Below are 17,526 nucleotides of genomic sequence, written 5' to 3' on the forward strand. Positions count from 1 at the left end.
TGGCTGAAGTATGAACAAAGATCCCATATCACAACAATTAGAGTCTCTCTCAGAAAAACTCACCGAAACAACAGCACACCAGGCTCGGGAAGCGGAATTCGCAAAAGAGGCTAACGAGCGTTTCAGCAAAAACCTACAGAGTTTCGAAAAATATTACCCAGACATTGCTAAGGCAATTACTAACCATAGCGTACGTGAGGACTTCTGCCTTCACGTGACGACATCAGGCCACGGTAATTTTGTCCCTCAGGGCAGCAGTGCACCTATTTATTCTCAATCGCCAATTGAGCAAACCACAGAGCAGGTTGAACGGCAACTCAGTAAACCAGTGCTGAGCCTGACTGATTATACCGGATATGGTCAAAACCAGGAAGATGAACGTTTGCATGTGCGCTATATGACAGAACTAACCAACCTGATGATCGACATCCGCGATCAGGGACAAGCACCACTCAGCAAAATACCCGAACATTTTCCAAGCGCTGTTATTTTTGGTATTGGCCTGGGTTACCACATTCCGTTATTACTTGAGCGCACTCAGTTCGATTACATTTTCTTGATTGAACCTGACTTTGAGCAGTTTTTTGCCAGTCTGTTTTGTACCGATTGGTTTAAAGTAATTGCTGATATAGACGAGCAAGGTGGCTGTCTGTTCTTTCACTTAGGTGTAGACCATAGCTTATTCATTCAGGATATCGAAAAGGTAGCTGAAGATGTGGGCGCATTTGCGCTAGTACGCAGCTTTTGTTATCAGCACACACCAGGCGCTCAGCTCAATACCCTGATCCGGCAATGGGCAAAAGACTATTTCAGATTCCAATTCGGGCACGGTTTTTATAATGATGCTGTTACAGGGTTAGCGCACAGTATTCACCATGTCAGAAACAAGGCGGCCTGGTTGACAAGAAGTACGTCAAATATAAACAAAGACACCCCCGTATTTATCATTGGCAACGGTCCCTCTTTAGATGAGGCTGAAGCGTTTATAAAGCGCAACTATGAAAAAGCCATTGTGATTGCTGCGGGTACCTCCATTGCGACCTTATATAACAAGGGAATACCCGTCGACTTTCATGCACTGGTGGAAAGGCCCTATTCAAATTACAAGATATTTGGCGATATTGTGCCACCTGAGGTATACCAAGATATAAATTTGATTGGCCTGAGTACCCTTTATCCTGATACCAATCAAAGATATAAATGGGCAGGTATTGCCGCTAAAGGGGCAGAAGCTGGCACTTCAATGATGGACCTTCTGGCACTTTGTCATATGTCACAAACTTTACCTAAGATCCCTTATAGTAACCCGGTTGTAGCAAACACAGCGCTATCGTTTGTGCTCTATATGGGTTTTCGCAATGTGTATTTGTTCGGCATTGATAATGGTAAAGACCCTAAAGGTGCACACCACAGTAAAGACAGTATTTATCGGCCAAGTAATGAAGACGACGAGTCCCAGGGGTATGGTCATTTGGAAATATCGGGGCATACATTACCTGCTAATTTCGGTGGGGTTGTGGTATCCAATGACTTATTAATGATAGCGCACGCCCAGCTTGAAAAATTGCTCAGGTATTATGATGTAGATACATGCCTGAATGTAGGCAGTGGTGCAAAAATAGCAAAGGCGCTCCCTGTAAAAGCAGAGGATTTGCTCGATATTGAAGAAGAATTTGATATCCACGCTACGGTTGAGGCGATCAAATCTGAGTGTTTCAACGTGTTCCCTATGGATGACGTCAGCGATGAAGTGGTAGCACTCGATGGCTTGAAAGACATGGTGGAACACATTTGTTCCATCGCGTCCGAGCCAGTACGCACCCGTAAGGAAGCTGCGGATCAGCTGAGACGTCAGGCACGATATGTGTTTGCATACCGAGACTCCAAATGGGGACATCTGTTCCATGTCCTGAAAGGCTCACTGCTGTATTATCACTGTCCCTTGATTACACTTTTGTATACCTATGAGGATGAGGCATTTTGCCTTGAGCAATACCAGCGCCTAAATCAGCTGTGGATGAGCTATATCAAAGAAATATATGCACATTTTTGTGAGCATTACACCGATAAGTGTGACCTGGGACGGGAGTAGTGATAGTGCCATATCAAGAGTCAGAATCCTTCTATAGCGACCTTTATGATGAGCTATTTCCAATCCTGAGATCGATTACCGGGCCTGGGCTGAGAAAAAGCTACGATATTTTTGGACGCTATATGCCTCTGGAACGGCTTGCTATTCCTTCGGGCACGGCTTTGTTTGACTGGAAGACGCCTCAGGAATGGCACTGCGATGAAGCCTATTTGTTAGGGCCCGATGGCGAGCTTGTGGCGGACATGCGCCGGCTTAACCTCGAAGTTGTGAATTACTCCGAGCCTGTGGACATCACTCTGTCTCTTGAAGAGCTGCAGTCACACTTGTACAGTTTGCCTGAGCTGCCGGAGGCGGTGCCTTATGTAACCAGTTATTATAAAAAACGCTGGGGGTTTTGCCTCAGTCATTTGCGCCGTGAACAGCTTAAACCAGGCCAGTATCGCGCGGTGATCAAAAGTCGCTTTGTCGATGGGCACCTGGATATTGCGCAAGCGGTACTTGACGGTCAGTCAAAGCAGGAGGTCCTGCTCAGTTCTTATTTGTGTCACCCTTCAATGGCCAACAATGAACTCAGTGGGCCACTGGTGTTACTGGGTTTGTATCACAGGATCAAACAGTGGCCGAACCGCCGCTATACTTACCGCTTTATGCTCCACCCTGAAACGATAGGGAGTCTGGGGGTGCTACACCTGATGCAGGACCATTTTCGTCAAAATTTGGTGTCAGGCTTGGTATTGAACTGTTTAGGGGGAGACCCGCAGGAACTGGTATTTAAACATAGCCGCAATGACAACGGCTTGCTAGACAAACTGTTGTATCATCTGAGTGGACAAGGCTATGGTCATAGCAATATTCCATTTAGTCCGCTCAGTGGCTCTGATGAACGCCAGTACAATGCGCCTGGCTTCCAGTTCCCCGTTTGCTGTGTGAGCCGCAGCTTCCATACTGGCTACAAGGAATATCACACATCACTCGATAACAAAGACTATATGGGCATCAAACCACTGCTGGATAGCATTGATAAGCTCGAAAAAATCTTTTTGGCATTTGAGCAAAGCGCGCGGTTTGAAAATACCCATCCTTATGGTGAACCTAACCTGGGTAATCGAGGGTTGTATCCAACGCTGAGTTTTTTCAGTGAAGAGCGGACCCGTCAGCTCGATGAGCTCAACCATATCAAGATGTTGTTGTGTTACAGCGATGGCCAGCATGACACCATCGATATTGCAGAAAAGTACAATCAATCGGTCACGGAATTTGCAGGTGCGATCAATAAGCTGGAGGCGCATGGATTGTTGAAAATGCGGTCACCAGAGGAACAGTTGGAGGCGTAGTTATGGCAGATAATCAGGCGGTGGTTGTTGGCGGCGGTATTTGTGGCATGGTTGCGGCTTTGCTCTTAAAGAAACGCTTTACAGACGTGGTGTTGATCGAGCAAGCCGACACGGTAGGTGGCTTGTTTTGCTCTGTCAAAGACAGTTCAGGTGCTGCTTACGATATGGGCTCACATATTCCTAACGCTACTGGTGTGGCAGAGTTGGACGAGATATTATTCGCAGATGCGGATACAGGCAGTTGGCATAAAATTACCAGATTATGCTCAGGTAACTATTTTGGTGGCAGCTGGGATTTGAACAGTCCATTTCCAGACGCGTCTAAGTTACCACAAGATATCTATCAGCAAGGATGTGGTGAGCTGATCAACCACGCCAGCTTACCTGAATCAAACTTGATTTATGAATATTGCGCCAATTCTCTGGGAGTTGTTTTCACTGAGAGTATCGTGGTGCCTATATTACGCAAGTTATATGGCCAGGATGCGCCGCTGAAGTCATTGACTATGGCTGCGGGGTTATTTGGGTTTACCCGAATTCTGGCATTGCCCGCTGATGTAACAGCCACCCTTAAGCAGCTACCTGCGTTTGATGCCAAGCTCGGCTATCAACGGGAAGCCGATTTTCAGCGCCGTAAAGCACAGGATAACCTCAGTGAGGTGACTTACTACTACCCAACGACGGGAGAGGGGATTGGCTACTGGGTTACTCAACTGCAAAAGCGTGTTGAACGGGCTGGTGTTGAAATTATCACGTCGGAACGTGTGGCAAACATTACGCATCGCGATAAAAAGGTGACCAGTCTGGTGTTGGCCAACAGCGATCGTGTGCTTGACTGCGATTTTCTTTTCTGGAGTGCACCGCCTTTTATTGCCTTAGCCGCGATGGGCCTGACGCCAGCCAGAGGCCAGGTATCCTTGCGCACAGCGCTTATCTTTCATCTCAACTTTGACAGGCCTTTGCTGGATAAGCAGTCCCACTATCTCTGGGTCTGGGATCCGAGCAGTGCGATTTTTCGTCTGACCTTGTATCCAAATCTAACCGGGCAGAGTAACCATAATCACTTATCCGCGGAAATCTTGTGCAGTCCCGATGAAATTAACTCCTTTACACAGTCGGAGATCATCGAGCAGCTTGTGTCTATGGGGGTAGTTGACCCACAGGCAAAGTGTGTCAGTGGGCAGACTCAGGTGATTAACAACACGTTTCCGGTACCAACCACAGAGTTCCAAGCTGTTAATCAACAAAACTATGAGACATTGACAAACTGTGTGGACAACGTCATCGTATCAGGCAGATTTAGTGGAAAGTGTTGGCGTCAGGCTGAGGTATTAATCGAGGCCTATGAGTCGATTATGCAAGCAACCGACGCGATTTAAGCGTCGGTCTTTGCGAGCTGAACATGAAAATATGGCTCTATATTGCCGCCAAAACTCAATTTGAACCAACCTCTCTGAGGGCTGTTGATCCCCTCTAAATCTAACCGTGATACGCCTTTTTGTGCGAGCAAAGGGAAAGCCTGCCATAGCACAGCTGTACCAGTATGGCTGTCACGCATATCTGGGTGGTTTGCGCCGTAAAAATAATAAGCAGTGTTCTGATGAATTAGGTAGGTCGCAAAACTGCCGATTTCCTGATCGCGAGTTTGTGCCTGATACATGCAAAGCAGCCCCTGCTGTGCCAGGTTTTTGACTCTTGATGCAAGTGTATCCAATTGCGCTGTACTAATTTCAATTCCCTGGCGTGCCATGGTCATTCCGTAGTACTTTGCAAACAAAGCGAAGTCTTGCGACTCACTTAGGGTAACCTCTTTTTTAATACCGTAGCGGATCTCCTGACGTCTCGACACCGAGCTGTTGTTATAGTTGTCAGAGCGTTCCAGTGTATCCAGTGGTGCGGCAAACTCGTCCAACTCAAGTAGGGAGGTATAGCGCGGGGTTACGGCAAACTTGGGTCCATCGTTATGATAATTGACCCACAAAAAAGCACGAATATCCTTAATGGCGGGGTGTAACTTGAGTTGCACTTGAGTGTAATGCTCAGCGAGATACTCAGAAATATATTCTTGTGCAGCGAATAACTCGGAATGGCCTTGAGCACGATTCAGGTGACTGATATTGCGATGCACTATTCCATCATGGATCACATCATGATGGCCGATAACCTGTGCTTCGCTTTCATCTACGATGAGCAGCACCGCGGCAATTCTTTCTTTGCCTTTACAACAGTAATAGGCGTGATACTTCACATCCAGTTGGGCAATAAACTGGCTATGAACAAACGGGCTGCCATGAGGGGATGTAGCAATGAAGCTGTCCCAGTTCGGGTCCAGCTCACAGCGTTCAAGGCTAAACTTATTCTTCATGGGGCAGGCTTTTTCAGTACCATACTCCACGCCGCATGGACGCCATCACTGCCATACTCATTTGACTGAGAATGGCTCAAAGAAACTATCTCAAATTTTGATACCAGTTGGTGGATAAGATCAGCATCAAAGAAGTTTACGTTACCGACGTCTGCAAACGGGCCCCAGGTGTAGCCTGTTTTGGTGTATTTATCGACTGATTCCGGTGCTTTTGCGTAATCAGAGTGCTCTGTGCTAAACCAGTCTGTGATCAGAATTACACCGCCCGGCTTAAGCTGGTCGTACGCCTGATCCAGATAACGCTGAATGCTACTGGCCGGGTTGTGCACGGATGCGCCCCGGTCGACGATTAAGTCGAATTGTGCCTCAAAAGGCCAGGGCTGAGTAAAGTCGCCCACATATAAGTTATCGGCAATGTCAGTGAATCGTTTTTTTAGTTCACCAATAATGAAGTCACTACCATCAATGCCATAGACATTTGGACAATAACTCAAGAAAAAGGGGAAATTCGCGCCCGCACCACAGCCTACTTCCAGTATGGTGAACGACGGGTCGCCGTCGCGCAGACGAGTATTACGTAGTGCACCACTGACGACTTCGCTCCATGGCCACACGGACATGTGTTGATTGCTGCGGTACAATTGATCCCAGTTTTGACAAAATGACATAAATAAATCCTTCGAAGTAACTATGCTATTGTTAAGCAAGGTTTGAGCCAGCTTAGCTGTTGCTGTGTATTGCTCGTTTAGCCATGTTTTGTGCCTGTGCATAGCTGTCTGGTGTGCCAATATCGATGTAATGATCATCAACCAGCCAGCCTTGCAATTTGCCAATCATACCTGGCACAACATCCAGGCTGAGTTCATAGGGTTGCTCAGTTTCCAGATGTGAGAAGTATCGCGCATAGACCTCAGGTGAAAAGATAAAAAGCGCACCACTGGCAAGGTTGCCCGGTGGGTTCTCGACCTTTTCGTGAAACTCCTGAATAACTTGATTGGCATCTAACTTTACGATACCGCAGCTACGTGGTGTCGGGGTTTTGAACAAGAGTAGAGTGGCATCGGTGTGCGTCTGGCGTTGATTATGTGCCTCAAGCATGCCCTCTAGTGAGCTTTGACAGTAGTTGTCAGCATGTATCACCATGCAGGTCTCTCCCTGCCAAAAAGTCCGATTGCGAACCAGAGTGCCCGCTGTGCCCAGTAACTTAGATTCGTAACTCAGAGTAATTCGACTCCGATGCGGGCTGGTTGCCACAAAAGCTTCAACCTGCTCACTAAAGTAATGGGTATTAACCAGGATCTCATCAACCCCAAGTTGAACGAGTTTATCTATCCATAAACCCAGCAAGGGTTGACCGTTGAGCGGAACAAGACACTTTGGCAAGGTATCTGTGATTGGTCGCAGGCGGGTGCCAAGGCCTGCGGCAAGCAAAATAGCTTTCATATTAACTAAATGAATCCTTAACGGCTTGTTCAAGGAGCTGACAAGACAAAGGGGTATTACCCAGTGACGCAACCTGACATGCGGCAGCCAGGCTACCCAGGTAGCAGGCCTGCCAAATGTTTGCACCTGCAACCAGCGCCAGTGAACTGGCAGCTAAAAAGCAGTCACCTGCGCCAGCAGGGTCGACGGCGTTGGTGTTCAGCGCGGGCAGGCGGTCGTTCTCCCAGTCATCAAATGTGTGATTGGGCTTGTGAATGAGGATCCCTTCTTCGGCGAGTGTAATCACCAGGTTTTTTGGCTGCGACACCTCTGTGAGCTTCTGCGCCAGGATAACCAAGCCGTCATCCGGATTATTCAGAGATACTCGCACCTCTCGCTCTGTTGGGGTTAACAGATCCATATTGCAGTAGCGGGCAATATCTCCCACTTGCGAAGAAGTCTGAGAGTCTGCAACCAGTCTGATCCCACGCTGGTGGCAGGCCGCAGCAATTTTCTCGACCAGTGGTTGCGGCAGCAAGCCGTAATTGAAATCAGAAAAGACCAACAGATCAATCTGATTAAGTTGGCTTTCGATGGTCTGATATATTTGCGCCTGCAGCTCCTGTGATATCTTGTGCTGACGTACCTGATTAACCCTCAGCAAGGTTTTATTGCTGGCGCGGTAGCGGGTTTTCAAAGGGGTAGGGCGACTTTGATCGGTAAAGAACAAAGGTTCGACCTGATAGTCGGTGATTTGCGAACGTGTATAATCAGCGGTCTGATCTTCGCCCAACACTGAAGCCAGCACCACATGCTCAGCCCCCAGTGCTTTTATGTGTCCTGCGGTGATGGCTGCGCCACCTAAGAATGTGTCTTTGCGGTTTGGGGTGATCACGATAGTCGGATCTTCCTGTGATAATCCTACGGCTGTACCTTGTACATACTCGTCGACGATGACTTCGCCAATGACCAGGACACGCAGGGATTTCATTGCATCAAACAACTCATATAAGTCGTCAGCTGCTATGTTATGACGGTTGGCAAATCCTCGTGCCTCGGCAAAATCCATGCCCGGCGCCGGCTTTTTGCTGCGGCGGAAAAAGTGCTCAGAATTACTTTCAAACTCACCTGAGCCAAAAATAAGCTTACCCCCGTAGCTGTTTAAGACTGCGAGTTCAGGATTTGAACGTGACTCAAACTCTTTTCCTTTAACCACTATTTGGGGCTTGAACCGTGCAACCTCTTGCTCAGGTGTGGCCGTGGTTATATGCGCTTCATCAACACACTCTAAGGACCGCACCACTTCCAGTCTAAGCTCTTCACTGACACGGCTTCGTACGGCCATAGATTTGTCTGCGTTGACAGCGACAATCAACTTGTCCCCACATTCTTTGGCGAATTTAAGAAGTCTGATGTGTCCTGCATGCAAGACGTCAAAGTTGCCTTGGACTAAGACTTTACGCATTTTCCAAACTCTATTTAGGGTTACATGCGACAACGAATAGGTAGTGACACATTGGGGCATAGCCTGTATGTAACACTTCGTCATTCATGCCAAATGAAAATACGTTATGAAAGTACTTTGAGAAAGTATCGTGAAGTCTTTCTCCACTATATAAGTTGACATGCTGCTCGTTTTTCGTAGCATATTTTTCTGCGGTAATATTAGGAGTACCAATAATACATATGCCATTCTCACTTAAGTTATTAAGTAATGCACGCATATACTTTTCTTCATTTTCAGGGTAAATGTGCTCGATTACATCAAGCGAAATCACAGCGTCAAATTTCCCAAAAGACTCTTCCATTATATCGGCACATTTAAAGGTCAGCTTATCATCACTTAAATGTGCTTTTGCCCATTCGATGGTTCGCTCATCAAAATCAACTCCAACTACTTCCTTTGCCGACTCTTTTAACATCATTGTTCCAATACCATCAGAGCAGCCTAGTTCTAGCACAGAGGCATTTTTGGGGAGCATTTTCATGGCAAATTTATATCGAGAGAGTGTAAATACACAATGCTTCATGTCATGCTTAACAAAATCAGTAAAATATGGACCGAGTTCAAACCCTTCTTCATTTGGGTCAATATAAGTTGTTCTCATCCAGAGCTCTTTTTCTTTAGTCATCTTAATTCCTAATTATGAAGTGAGGGATTGCAAAAGGTGATCATCAACATCCCATGAAGGGTGGTCATTGTGATTGTTAAAGCGGCCAGTTATGACCTCTTGATAGACTGCCACTGCTGAAATAGGGAGAGTGAGAGTATAATACTTATCTGAAATCCAAAGACTTTGATTGTCCTCTGTAGTAAGGTTAACAACCTTTAATACTTGTCCCTCTTCACTAAAAATAGCAATTCTAAGCTCTCCTTCCAAGATGGAAAAGCACTTGTCTGATCCTATTCTACGTTGCGGTAAAAGCTGAGTATCTGAGGTAATCGCAATAATCATATTTTGAACATTGTCATTAATGCTATTGTGAAGGCAGTACCTATATCGCCCGTTATTAGACTCGATAGCTTTTTTTTTCAGATCATTAATATGATTCCTGCTAATTACCTTTATGGGACCATCAATGTAAATTGCATTGCTCATATTTCACCCTTAAAAAACTCTTTTATTTTTTTGATAACATACATAACTTCGTTATCGTTCATTTTTTCATGGGCTGGGATAGCTAATAAGGTGTCAGCTGCTTTAGTGGCCTTTTCAAATGTGTTTTTATTCATTGGTTTGTAGCATGGTTGAGATGGAATTAATATATTATCTCTTATTCTAGCTTCGATATTGTTCTTGTTCAAAAACTCGAAGAGTTCATCTCTTTTATCTGTAAAAAATAGAAATAAATAATATGCATGACTTACGTCTTGACTAGTTACTGGGAATTCAACGTACTCAGCAAGATGCTCTTTGTATTTTTGAGCAATCTGCTGTCGTTTTGTCATAACACGATTGTACTTTGGGAGCCTTTCAAGTAATACGGCTGCGTGGATAGTATCCATACGACAGTTTATGCTTGGCTCATAACATGTTTGCTTGTCAACCATTCCACTATATCTAGCGGCTATTAGTTTTTCATACAGCTTTGTGTCATCAGTAAGAATCACCCCTGCTTCACCAATAGCTCCGAGTGGTTTCATTGGATTCATACTAATGCAGCTAATTAGACCAAAGCTCCCAACGGGTTGTTTATCTATACTTGCTCCAAATGCCTGCGAGCCGTCTTCAATCAATGCTATATTGTATTTGTTAGCTATTTCTTTAAGTCTTTTGTAATCAGCTGGGTGTCCTGCGTAGTCGACTGCTAAAATTGCGACGGTCTTATCAGAAATCAAATGCTCGACACTTTCTGGGTCTATATTCAGAGTTTCATCTATGTCTGCGAAAATGGGCGTTGCACCATGCATCACAAACGAGTGTGTAGAGGCGACCCATGAAAGAGGAGTTGTAATAACCTCGTCACCATGTTTAATGCCTAGGGCTTTAAAGGATAGGTATAAAGCATCTGTTCCAGAGCCCACCGCAACACAATATTTTCTTTTACAGTATGTTGAAATCAACTCCTCCAACTTGTCATGTTCGGGGCCCATAATAAGTTGTCCATGAGCAAGCGCCTTTTCAATTGCTTGAAGTGTGCTGACCATTTCATCTTTTTCAAGAGACAGGTCGAGGAATCTTATTCTATCTTTCATATTTACGGGTATGTCCATTTATTGGCATAAATCTCGCTTTTTCATACAATAAAAACTGAATGAATTTGATTTCAATTTTGGAAGAAGTTTTATAATAGTATTTTGATGATAAATCAAAAACAGAGCCCTTATATTCTTTTTCTTCACGCAACCCTTTTTTTACTATCGCGATTGAATACTCAAGACTCTCTAATTCTTCAGTAGAGTCAACAATGACAATCGTGTGAGAGCCATATTCACTTTCTATCAACCATGATGATTTTTCTCCGCTCAGCTTTTTAGATGAAGTGAACAGTTCGCAGAATTCCTGAATAAAGCTTGTCATTTTGACTAACTTGTCTTCGACTGTAACTTCCTCATATGGGGCTAAAGAGGGGATTGACTTGGCTGGATTTCCTCCAACAGCAGTCATAGGCGGCACGTCTTTGGTAACAATTGAGCCTGTCATCACCAAGGCTTTTTCACCAACTACGACACCTGGTGAGATGACATTGTAGCAGCCAAGGATCCAAACATCGTTTTCTATTCTGACAGGTGACACTTTGTGAATTTTACAACCCTCTAATAGTTCACCGTGGTGGCCATGTGTCCAGACACTTGAGTATGTTCCGATGCCAACACCATTGCCAATATAAAGAGATTCGGCAACATTTAATATGCAGTTACTACCAATCCAGGAGTTGTAACCGATAAAACAGTCATTGCCGCCATTCATAAACATATTACGTTGCAGTTTAGAATAATCCATCAATGTTAAGTTGTTGACTTGAATTATACTGTTAGCTCCAATAAGAGTGAAATCGCCCAGGAAAATGGTCCCTGTAGCACTTATATTGGTACCTTCTTCGACTTTGCAACCTCTAGAAATGTAGATTTCCTTGGCGGAAATTTTAACGTTTTCGCCTATTGTCGCTTCATCGCTTATGTTGATTATTTCTGCTTTTAGATTCGCCGTTTTACTAATGCTTGAAGAAGTGATTGAGTTTTTTTTCATCATTGCTCTCCTAAATGTGTGGTACTAAGTCTGAGAATGAAGCTTTTATATTTTCAAAAGTATCTTCTTTCCATATCAACTTTTGTAAATTACTAGCCCTAAACTTCAAGTCTTTACCCAGTTCTACTTCAGCTTTTTCAAAAGTTGAAGTTGCGATTGCAGGAATATTATCATCTACTTTCATAAATGTAATTGCAGGGCAGTTAGTAATAAAGTTGTAAGCAACAGTGGGGCCATTAGAAATAGACATATTTACAAATGCTTGCTCGTAAAGTGCTAACCTTATTTTAAAGTCCATTGAAGCCAAAGGCATGCATGTAAATTGATCAAAATCGCAACCATACTCTAGATGAGCTTTGTAGCTGTCTCTTATGATAACGGGGAAATAACCATTTTCCTGAAGGTATGTTGCAAATTTCATCCATTCAACGACATTACTATTTCTCTTTGAATGACTAGAGCACTCTCTAAGTGTTAGAGTAACAATTTTTTTGTTATTTGCTTTCTGCTTTAAAAATGAGTAAACAATTTCATGGGCAGGTTTAGGTGCTTTTAAGTATGTTAAGTCGTGGGATTCACAAAGAGTATTAAGGACCTTAGAGCTCACTCTGTTACGAGAGTTGCCAGGTATAAAATTATCTGGATACGTATTAGGTGCATCAGAATAATACTGTGCGCTTTCTTTATAAGGAAGAATTGTACAACCTATATTATTGATAACGCAGGTCATGACACCCTGCAATATTTTCTCAATTCTCCATATTAAGTCATCCCCTTCATGAAATACATTGAATCCAAGGTCTTCGCAGGATAACGATTTATTTGGAACTATGATGAACTGAATATGCTGAAGGTTTCGCTTTATTCTTTCTAAATTAGCAAGTGCACAAAAATACAAAACATCATAGCATGCTAAGTTTTGCGATAAGTCGTAAAAAGCAAACAGCGTATTTGAAACCTTTGTTTCAGGTATTTGCATGTCGATGCACCGTATAAGGCGGTTTTTTGCATGATTATAAAAATACAAATCACTGATCTTAAAGCCAATGCGGATCAGGGATGGAATAATCTCGCTAAGGCATTCAGAGCATATAACGACACTAGATATCTCTTGTTTTGGTACTTTTGAAAGTTGATTAATATCAATGCTAACTACTCCATCTAACACCTCTCCCCCTCCAGTAGAGGCGAGGATTGTTTGACCTGAATGATAAGGAGAGTTTAAATACGCTTCTGTATTTGCACAAACACCATATAGAACAGTTTTCACTCGGTAACCTCTATGATTGCACGCACTATTCTTTTCTCCTCCAAATCCTTTAAAGCGGAGTTAATTTCATCTAACTTATAAATTTTAGATAAAAGGGCTTCTAGGTTTAACTTGCCTTCCTGATAAAGCTTAACAAATTTAGGAATGTCTGAATCAGGCTTACTTCCACCACCCCAACTACCACGAATTGATTTACCTCGATGAAATGCGTGAGGTTCTAGTGATATTTTGAGATCATCTCTTGGATGTGAAGCAAAAACACATTGACCACCACCATCTTTTACTGATGCAAATGCTTGTTCGATGGTGCCGGTTGTGCCGCCTGCTTCAAGGCTATAATCTACACCTATATTGTTGGTAATTTGATAGATAGCTTTGACGGGATCTTCTGAGGTTGCATTTATGGTGTGAGTGGCACCTAACTCCTTAGCAAGTGCAAGCTTTTCGTCGCTTACATCTACGGCGATTAATTTAGCAGGTGAACTTAACTTGGCAGCCAGTAGTGCGCTCATACCGATGCCTCCAAGGCCAAAAATAGCGATGTTTTTTTCTTTTTCTGGCTTTAACTCATTGAATACCAGACCCAGCCCAGTCGGCAAAGCACAACCGAGCAATACCGCAAGCTTATCCGGAAAACCCTGAGGTAGCTTTACAACCCGGTTTTCAGCGACTATGGTTTGCTCGCACAGTGTAGTAGCGCTGCCTGAGTTGATCAAATAGTCCTCATGGGGGTATTTGCCACCGGGGGCATCCTGGCCTTCACCTTTAATCCAGCCGATCACGACTTTGTCGCCTACCTTTACTTTAGTAACGCCTTCACCAATCGCTTCGACAATACCAACGCCTTCATGCCCTAGCAGGTGGGGGAGGTATTTGTCCTCACCTCGACCACCACTGACCTCCATCAGCTGAGAGTGACACAAGCCGCTGTACAGGACTTTAACTTGGACCTGGCCTGTGATTAGCGCCGGCAGTTGAATGTTGTCAACTATCTTAAGAGGCTGACCTGTTTCAAATAGTACTGCTGCTTTCATTCTAGTTGTCTCTTAATTGGGTTTGTAACGCATGCATTTTATCGTTAATTTGAGCAAAGTAGCGTTGGCTCTTGTCAAGTTGCCGCGCCTGCATGTGTTGTAATTTTGCATCTCTTTCTTTTAAGCAAGAAATGTTCCAGGAAAATAGTCTTCTGGCCTGAACATCAGGTAAAAACTCGTTGAGCATGATTAAACACCACTTGAGCAGCGTGAGCTCATAGACGCACTTTAGAGTGTTTCCTGCGGATGCTTGTGCTGCAAAGAGTGGTGAGCGCAAAAACTGTGGTAAGTAAGACAGTGGCACGGGCAGGGCAGGCTGGGCAAAAAAGTCGCATAGCAGCTTCCAGGCACTGTCATTTCCAGCATATTCGAAATCAATAAAATACACTTCATCGCGATATTTCAGTGCGTTATGAAAGCCAAAGTCAGAGGGAGAGACCATGTCCTTTGGACAGGGCTGTTGCCAGTCTATACCGGGTGCTGTGCTGATAACTCTGGTGCGCAGTTCTATTGCCGTCAGCAGAGTATTGAGTTCAACGTTGTCACGCAGAGATTCGAATCGTGAAAGACGCAGTGTGACTAATTGAATAAAGTCTTCCAGTTTGGCCGGGCTATCCGCAGCCGCATTGAACGCCGTGCGCTCAACCTGATGACTGTTGATGGCTGCAATGAAATTGTATGCTGCAGTGACATCCTGTGCTGTCACTGTTTCAAAGGTATGGCCGTCGATAAACTCGTATATGGCAGACAGGGTGTTAGAACAATAACCAATAGGCCTGGCTATATTTGAGATACCGGCCTTGTGTAGCTGTTGACTAAACTGAAATTCATTGTAAAGCTTGTCGAATGCCCGTGCGCCTGGCGCAAAGCATTTCAGAAAATAGGCTTTATTATCTGAAAAGAGCTTATGCCCCTGATTATTTGCGCCCTGCGGCAAGCTGGAACTGCGCCACTGGGTTTGTCCCAGAGTAGAAGAGATAAAGTCTGTTAGTTCAGCAGAGAACATAGCCAGGCATCCAATGCTTGCCAATGGTTGATTTGCGGGCCGCTGAACCCCTGAAGTGCGTTGGGTGCGAACAATACCCCATGACACTGTGCAGGAAAATCACTGTGCGTCAGAATATCTGGCAGATCATCAATAAACACGTCACACTTGAGCTGTGAGATACGCGCAACCTTCTGTACTTTGGTCTCGTTAAAAAAGACCAAATCAGGGTCAACAGGCGCATCGGCTGATCCGATAAAACCGTGGCTGAGGAGCCACTGTGTGGCTGCGTTATGAAAGTCAACACGCTCCCCAATAATCGGGTACTTAGTTTTATGCGACACGATAGTCAGTCTATGTCCTTGTGCATAAAGGCGTTGCATTGCTGCTAGTACACCTGGATAGGGGCGTGCCTGGGTGATTTCTTTCCCGTAGACGATACCCTGTAGCTCGGTCCATCTGGCTTCGTTGTCCTGGTCAATAAAATATTGTTTAACTTCATTTTTGCTTTGACCGACCGACTCTGGTAGCCAGCCAAGTGCACAACCGACGCGATAAAACACGCCGGTGTAGTCGGCAATGGTGTTATCAAAATCTATGCCTATGATCACACCACACCTCGCTCTGATAAGGTACTCATAATATCAAGCACAGTCAGACCTGCTTTGGCTCTCGCATCTGCGGTGGAATGCACCTGGTCGATAAAGCGATCCGGGATCCCGAAACGGTGCACCCGTGGCCCGTTTGCCTGCTCACTAACATACTCCAGCACGGCGCTACCAAAGCCTCCGCTGACATTGTGCTCTTCGAGTGTGATCACATGGTCAAAACGGGTTATCGCATCGTTTAAATACACTTGGTCGAGCGGTTTTACGGTGTGGAAACTCACCAGTTCTGGCGATAATCCGCGCTCCGTCAGTTCGCTTACTAATGCTTGTGCAAGAGGCATAATGGTACCAGTGCTCAGTACGGCAATGCGCTCACCCGGTCGCATCACATGCACCTTGCCAAAGGTAAGGGCAGGGTTTCCTTCGTGGACTGCCGGCTCGTTTTTCTTACCAATTCTGAAGTAGCAAGGAGCGTTAAGCTCAATTAGCTGTGGCATCAGTTGCTCAAGCTCGTATGCGTCAGCCGGGCAGATCACGTGCATATTTGGCAGTGCGCGCATCAGCGCAATATCTTCGAATGAGTGATGAGTCGGGCCCAGGTTAGCGTAAGATAAGCCAGAGCCGGTGCCGACGATGATCACAGGCTGATTCTGATACGCGATATCAATTTTGATCTGCTCAAAGTTACGTGACGTGGTAAACGGGGTGATGGTATAAATAAAGGGTTTATGGCCCATCATGGCACTACCAGCGGCCATAGAGGCCATGTTTGCCTCCGCAATTCCCGCGTTGATAGCACGTTCTTCGGCAAACTCCTTTAAGGGGTTAAACAACCGATTACCTATATCTGCGTAAAAGAGCAACAGTGATTCGTCGTCTTTAGCAAGCTCAGTCAGGACTCGTGCAAATGCGTTTCTCATGATACTCCCAGCTCCTGTTTTGCCTGAGCAACTTCTTCTTCAGTCGGAATGCGGTAGTGCCAGTTGTTGTCGTTTTCCATAAATGACACGCCTTTGCCTTTAACCGTATCGGCCACAATACACACAGGTTGTTGGATGGATTTTGCGGCTTCCAAAGCCTGTTCCAGCGCACCAAGATCATGACCATCGACGCGCATTGTATGCCAGCCGAAGGCACGCCATTTCTCTTCAAGCGGCTCCAGATGCATAATCTCGGTACTTTCACCTGTGCCTTGTAATTTGTTAAAGTCGACAATGGCAACCAGGTTACTTAAGCGCTTACCGGCTGCAAACATCGCCGCTTCCCAGACTGTTCCTTCATTGATCTCTCCATCGCCCATGAGCACGTAAAAGCGGTTCTTAGCGCCTTGTAACTGTTTGCTCAGTGCCATGCCGGTTGCTAACGATAAAGCGTGGCCCAGAGACCCTGAAACCGTCTCTACGCCTGCCGGGGCGTGTATTCCCGGGTGCTCTTCAAACTGGCTGCCAGTCTGACCATGCTCGTACAGTGCCGTTGGAGAAAAGTAATCACGGTAGGCAAGCGTTGTGTACAGCGCGCTGGCGGCATGTCCTTTACCTAACAAAAAGTAATCACGCTCAGGATTAGCCGGGTTGTTGGGCGTGATATGCATCGTGCGCCAATACAACACGGTCAGAATATCAACACAGGACAAACAACTGCCCAGGTGTGGTGTTTTAGTCTGGCTGGAGACGTCACACAAAGTGTAACGGATCTGCGCTGCGATGGAGTTCAAAGTCATAATAC

17 protein-coding genes are annotated in these 17,526 nt (G+C 45.2%); 3 read left to right on the forward strand and 14 right to left on the reverse strand.

The genetic code is table 11. From position 1 onward, the window contains the following. Positions 1-10: 10 nt before the first annotated feature. Genes CWB98_RS18630 through CWB98_RS18640 form a run of 3 tightly spaced genes read left to right on the forward strand, consistent with a single transcriptional unit; the run spans position 11 to position 4,805 of the window. Entirely contained in the window at positions 11-2,092 is a 2,082-nt protein-coding gene (locus CWB98_RS18630) for a motility associated factor glycosyltransferase family protein (RefSeq protein ID WP_138546214.1), read from the forward strand. Positions 2,093-2,097: 5 nt separating this feature from the next. Beyond that, on the forward strand, positions 2,098-3,426 hold the full coding sequence (locus tag CWB98_RS18635; protein ID WP_138546215.1) for a DUF4910 domain-containing protein: 1,329 nt from the start codon (positions 2,098-2,100) through the stop codon (positions 3,424-3,426). Between the two features lie 2 nt (positions 3,427-3,428). Continuing rightward, the gene (locus CWB98_RS18640; RefSeq protein WP_138546216.1) at positions 3,429-4,805 is read left to right on the forward strand and encodes an NAD(P)-binding protein; all 1,377 of its coding nucleotides are present in this window, start codon (positions 3,429-3,431) and stop codon (positions 4,803-4,805) included. Here the strand turns inward: CWB98_RS18640 and CWB98_RS18645 are convergent. Genes CWB98_RS18645 through CWB98_RS18710 form a run of 14 tightly spaced genes read right to left on the reverse strand, consistent with a single transcriptional unit; the run spans position 4,802 to position 17,521 of the window. Continuing rightward, entirely contained in the window at positions 4,802-5,791 is a 990-nt protein-coding gene (locus CWB98_RS18645; RefSeq protein WP_138546217.1) for a GNAT family N-acetyltransferase, read from the reverse strand. The two genes, CWB98_RS18640 and CWB98_RS18645, sit on opposite strands and share 4 nt — an antisense overlap. After that, positions 5,788-6,459: a class I SAM-dependent methyltransferase gene (locus CWB98_RS18650; RefSeq protein ID WP_138546218.1), complete on the reverse strand. Its 672-nt coding sequence runs from the start codon at positions 6,457-6,459 to the stop codon at positions 5,788-5,790. The genes CWB98_RS18645 and CWB98_RS18650 overlap by 4 nt, the downstream gene beginning before the upstream one ends. A gap of 52 nt (positions 6,460-6,511) precedes the next feature. After that, positions 6,512-7,234, reverse strand: coding sequence for a nucleotidyltransferase family protein (locus tag CWB98_RS18655; protein ID WP_138546219.1), 723 nt, complete (start codon positions 7,232-7,234; stop codon positions 6,512-6,514). Between the two features lies 1 nt (position 7,235). Further along, positions 7,236-8,678 carry a PfkB family carbohydrate kinase gene (locus tag CWB98_RS18660; RefSeq protein ID WP_138546220.1) on the reverse strand — a complete coding sequence of 481 codons (1,443 nt, stop codon included), beginning with the start codon at positions 8,676-8,678 and terminating at the stop codon, positions 7,236-7,238. 10 nt (positions 8,679-8,688) lie between these two features. Next, entirely contained in the window at positions 8,689-9,345 is a 657-nt protein-coding gene (locus CWB98_RS18665) for a class I SAM-dependent methyltransferase (protein WP_138546221.1), read from the reverse strand. A gap of 12 nt (positions 9,346-9,357) precedes the next feature. After that, positions 9,358-9,813, reverse strand: a complete 456-nt coding sequence (locus CWB98_RS18670) for a WbuC family cupin fold metalloprotein (RefSeq protein WP_138546222.1) — start codon at positions 9,811-9,813, stop codon at positions 9,358-9,360. After that, a complete protein-coding gene (locus tag CWB98_RS18675; RefSeq protein ID WP_171045700.1) occupies positions 9,810-10,910 on the reverse strand; it encodes a DegT/DnrJ/EryC1/StrS family aminotransferase in 1,101 nt (366 codons plus the stop codon). Before CWB98_RS18675 ends, CWB98_RS18670 begins: the two co-directional genes overlap by 4 nt. Beyond that, positions 10,900-11,907: an acyltransferase gene (locus CWB98_RS18680; protein ID WP_138546224.1), complete on the reverse strand. Its 1,008-nt coding sequence runs from the start codon at positions 11,905-11,907 to the stop codon at positions 10,900-10,902. Before CWB98_RS18680 ends, CWB98_RS18675 begins: the two co-directional genes overlap by 11 nt. Before the next feature lie 7 nt (positions 11,908-11,914). After that, positions 11,915-13,174 (reverse strand): hypothetical protein, encoded by a 1,260-nt coding sequence (locus tag CWB98_RS18685; RefSeq protein ID WP_138546225.1) that lies wholly within the window; start codon positions 13,172-13,174, stop codon positions 11,915-11,917. Then, positions 13,171-14,208, reverse strand: coding sequence for a zinc-binding dehydrogenase (locus tag CWB98_RS18690; protein WP_138546226.1), 1,038 nt, complete (start codon positions 14,206-14,208; stop codon positions 13,171-13,173). Before CWB98_RS18690 ends, CWB98_RS18685 begins: the two co-directional genes overlap by 4 nt. 1 nt (position 14,209) lies before the next feature. Then, positions 14,210-15,214: a phosphotransferase gene (locus CWB98_RS18695; protein ID WP_249364721.1), complete on the reverse strand. Its 1,005-nt coding sequence runs from the start codon at positions 15,212-15,214 to the stop codon at positions 14,210-14,212. Continuing rightward, a complete protein-coding gene (locus CWB98_RS18700; RefSeq protein WP_138546227.1) occupies positions 15,196-15,804 on the reverse strand; it encodes an HAD family hydrolase in 609 nt (202 codons plus the stop codon). The genes CWB98_RS18695 and CWB98_RS18700 overlap by 19 nt, the downstream gene beginning before the upstream one ends. Further along, positions 15,801-16,721 (reverse strand): transketolase family protein, encoded by a 921-nt coding sequence (locus CWB98_RS18705; RefSeq protein ID WP_138546228.1) that lies wholly within the window; start codon positions 16,719-16,721, stop codon positions 15,801-15,803. Before CWB98_RS18705 ends, CWB98_RS18700 begins: the two co-directional genes overlap by 4 nt. After that, the gene (locus CWB98_RS18710; RefSeq protein ID WP_138546229.1) at positions 16,718-17,521 is read right to left on the reverse strand and encodes a transketolase; all 804 of its coding nucleotides are present in this window, start codon (positions 17,519-17,521) and stop codon (positions 16,718-16,720) included. Before CWB98_RS18710 ends, CWB98_RS18705 begins: the two co-directional genes overlap by 4 nt. Positions 17,522-17,526 lie beyond the last annotated feature (5 nt).

It is taken from the genome of Pseudoalteromonas rubra (genome assembly GCF_005887115.1).
GTDB lineage: Bacteria > Pseudomonadota > Gammaproteobacteria > Enterobacterales > Alteromonadaceae > Pseudoalteromonas > Pseudoalteromonas rubra_F.

Excerpts from the sequence above, each read along its gene's own strand:
- CWB98_RS18630 (WP_138546214.1), top strand. The coding sequence starts at position 11 with ATGAACAAAGATCCCATATCACAACAATTAGAGTCTCTCTCAGAAAAA.
- CWB98_RS18640 (WP_138546216.1), top strand. The coding sequence starts at position 3,429 with ATGGCAGATAATCAGGCGGTGGTTGTTGGCGGCGGTATTTGTGGCATG.
- CWB98_RS18645 (WP_138546217.1), bottom strand. The coding sequence starts at position 5,791 with ATGAAGAATAAGTTTAGCCTTGAACGCTGTGAGCTGGACCCGAACTGG.
- CWB98_RS18650 (WP_138546218.1), bottom strand. The coding sequence starts at position 6,459 with ATGTCATTTTGTCAAAACTGGGATCAATTGTACCGCAGCAATCAACAC.
- CWB98_RS18655 (WP_138546219.1), bottom strand. The coding sequence starts at position 7,234 with ATGAAAGCTATTTTGCTTGCCGCAGGCCTTGGCACCCGCCTGCGACCA.
- CWB98_RS18660 (WP_138546220.1), bottom strand. The coding sequence starts at position 8,678 with ATGCGTAAAGTCTTAGTCCAAGGCAACTTTGACGTCTTGCATGCAGGA.
- CWB98_RS18665 (WP_138546221.1), bottom strand. The coding sequence starts at position 9,345 with ATGACTAAAGAAAAAGAGCTCTGGATGAGAACAACTTATATTGACCCA.
- CWB98_RS18670 (WP_138546222.1), bottom strand. The coding sequence starts at position 9,813 with ATGAGCAATGCAATTTACATTGATGGTCCCATAAAGGTAATTAGCAGG.
- CWB98_RS18675 (WP_171045700.1), bottom strand. The coding sequence starts at position 10,910 with ATGAAAGATAGAATAAGATTCCTCGACCTGTCTCTTGAAAAAGATGAA.
- CWB98_RS18680 (WP_138546224.1), bottom strand. The coding sequence starts at position 11,907 with ATGATGAAAAAAAACTCAATCACTTCTTCAAGCATTAGTAAAACGGCG.
- CWB98_RS18690 (WP_138546226.1), bottom strand. The coding sequence starts at position 14,208 with ATGAAAGCAGCAGTACTATTTGAAACAGGTCAGCCTCTTAAGATAGTT.
- CWB98_RS18695 (WP_249364721.1), bottom strand. The coding sequence starts at position 15,214 with ATGTTCTCTGCTGAACTAACAGACTTTATCTCTTCTACTCTGGGACAA.
- CWB98_RS18705 (WP_138546228.1), bottom strand. The coding sequence starts at position 16,721 with ATGAGAAACGCATTTGCACGAGTCCTGACTGAGCTTGCTAAAGACGAC.
- CWB98_RS18710 (WP_138546229.1), bottom strand. The coding sequence starts at position 17,521 with ATGACTTTGAACTCCATCGCAGCGCAGATCCGTTACACTTTGTGTGAC.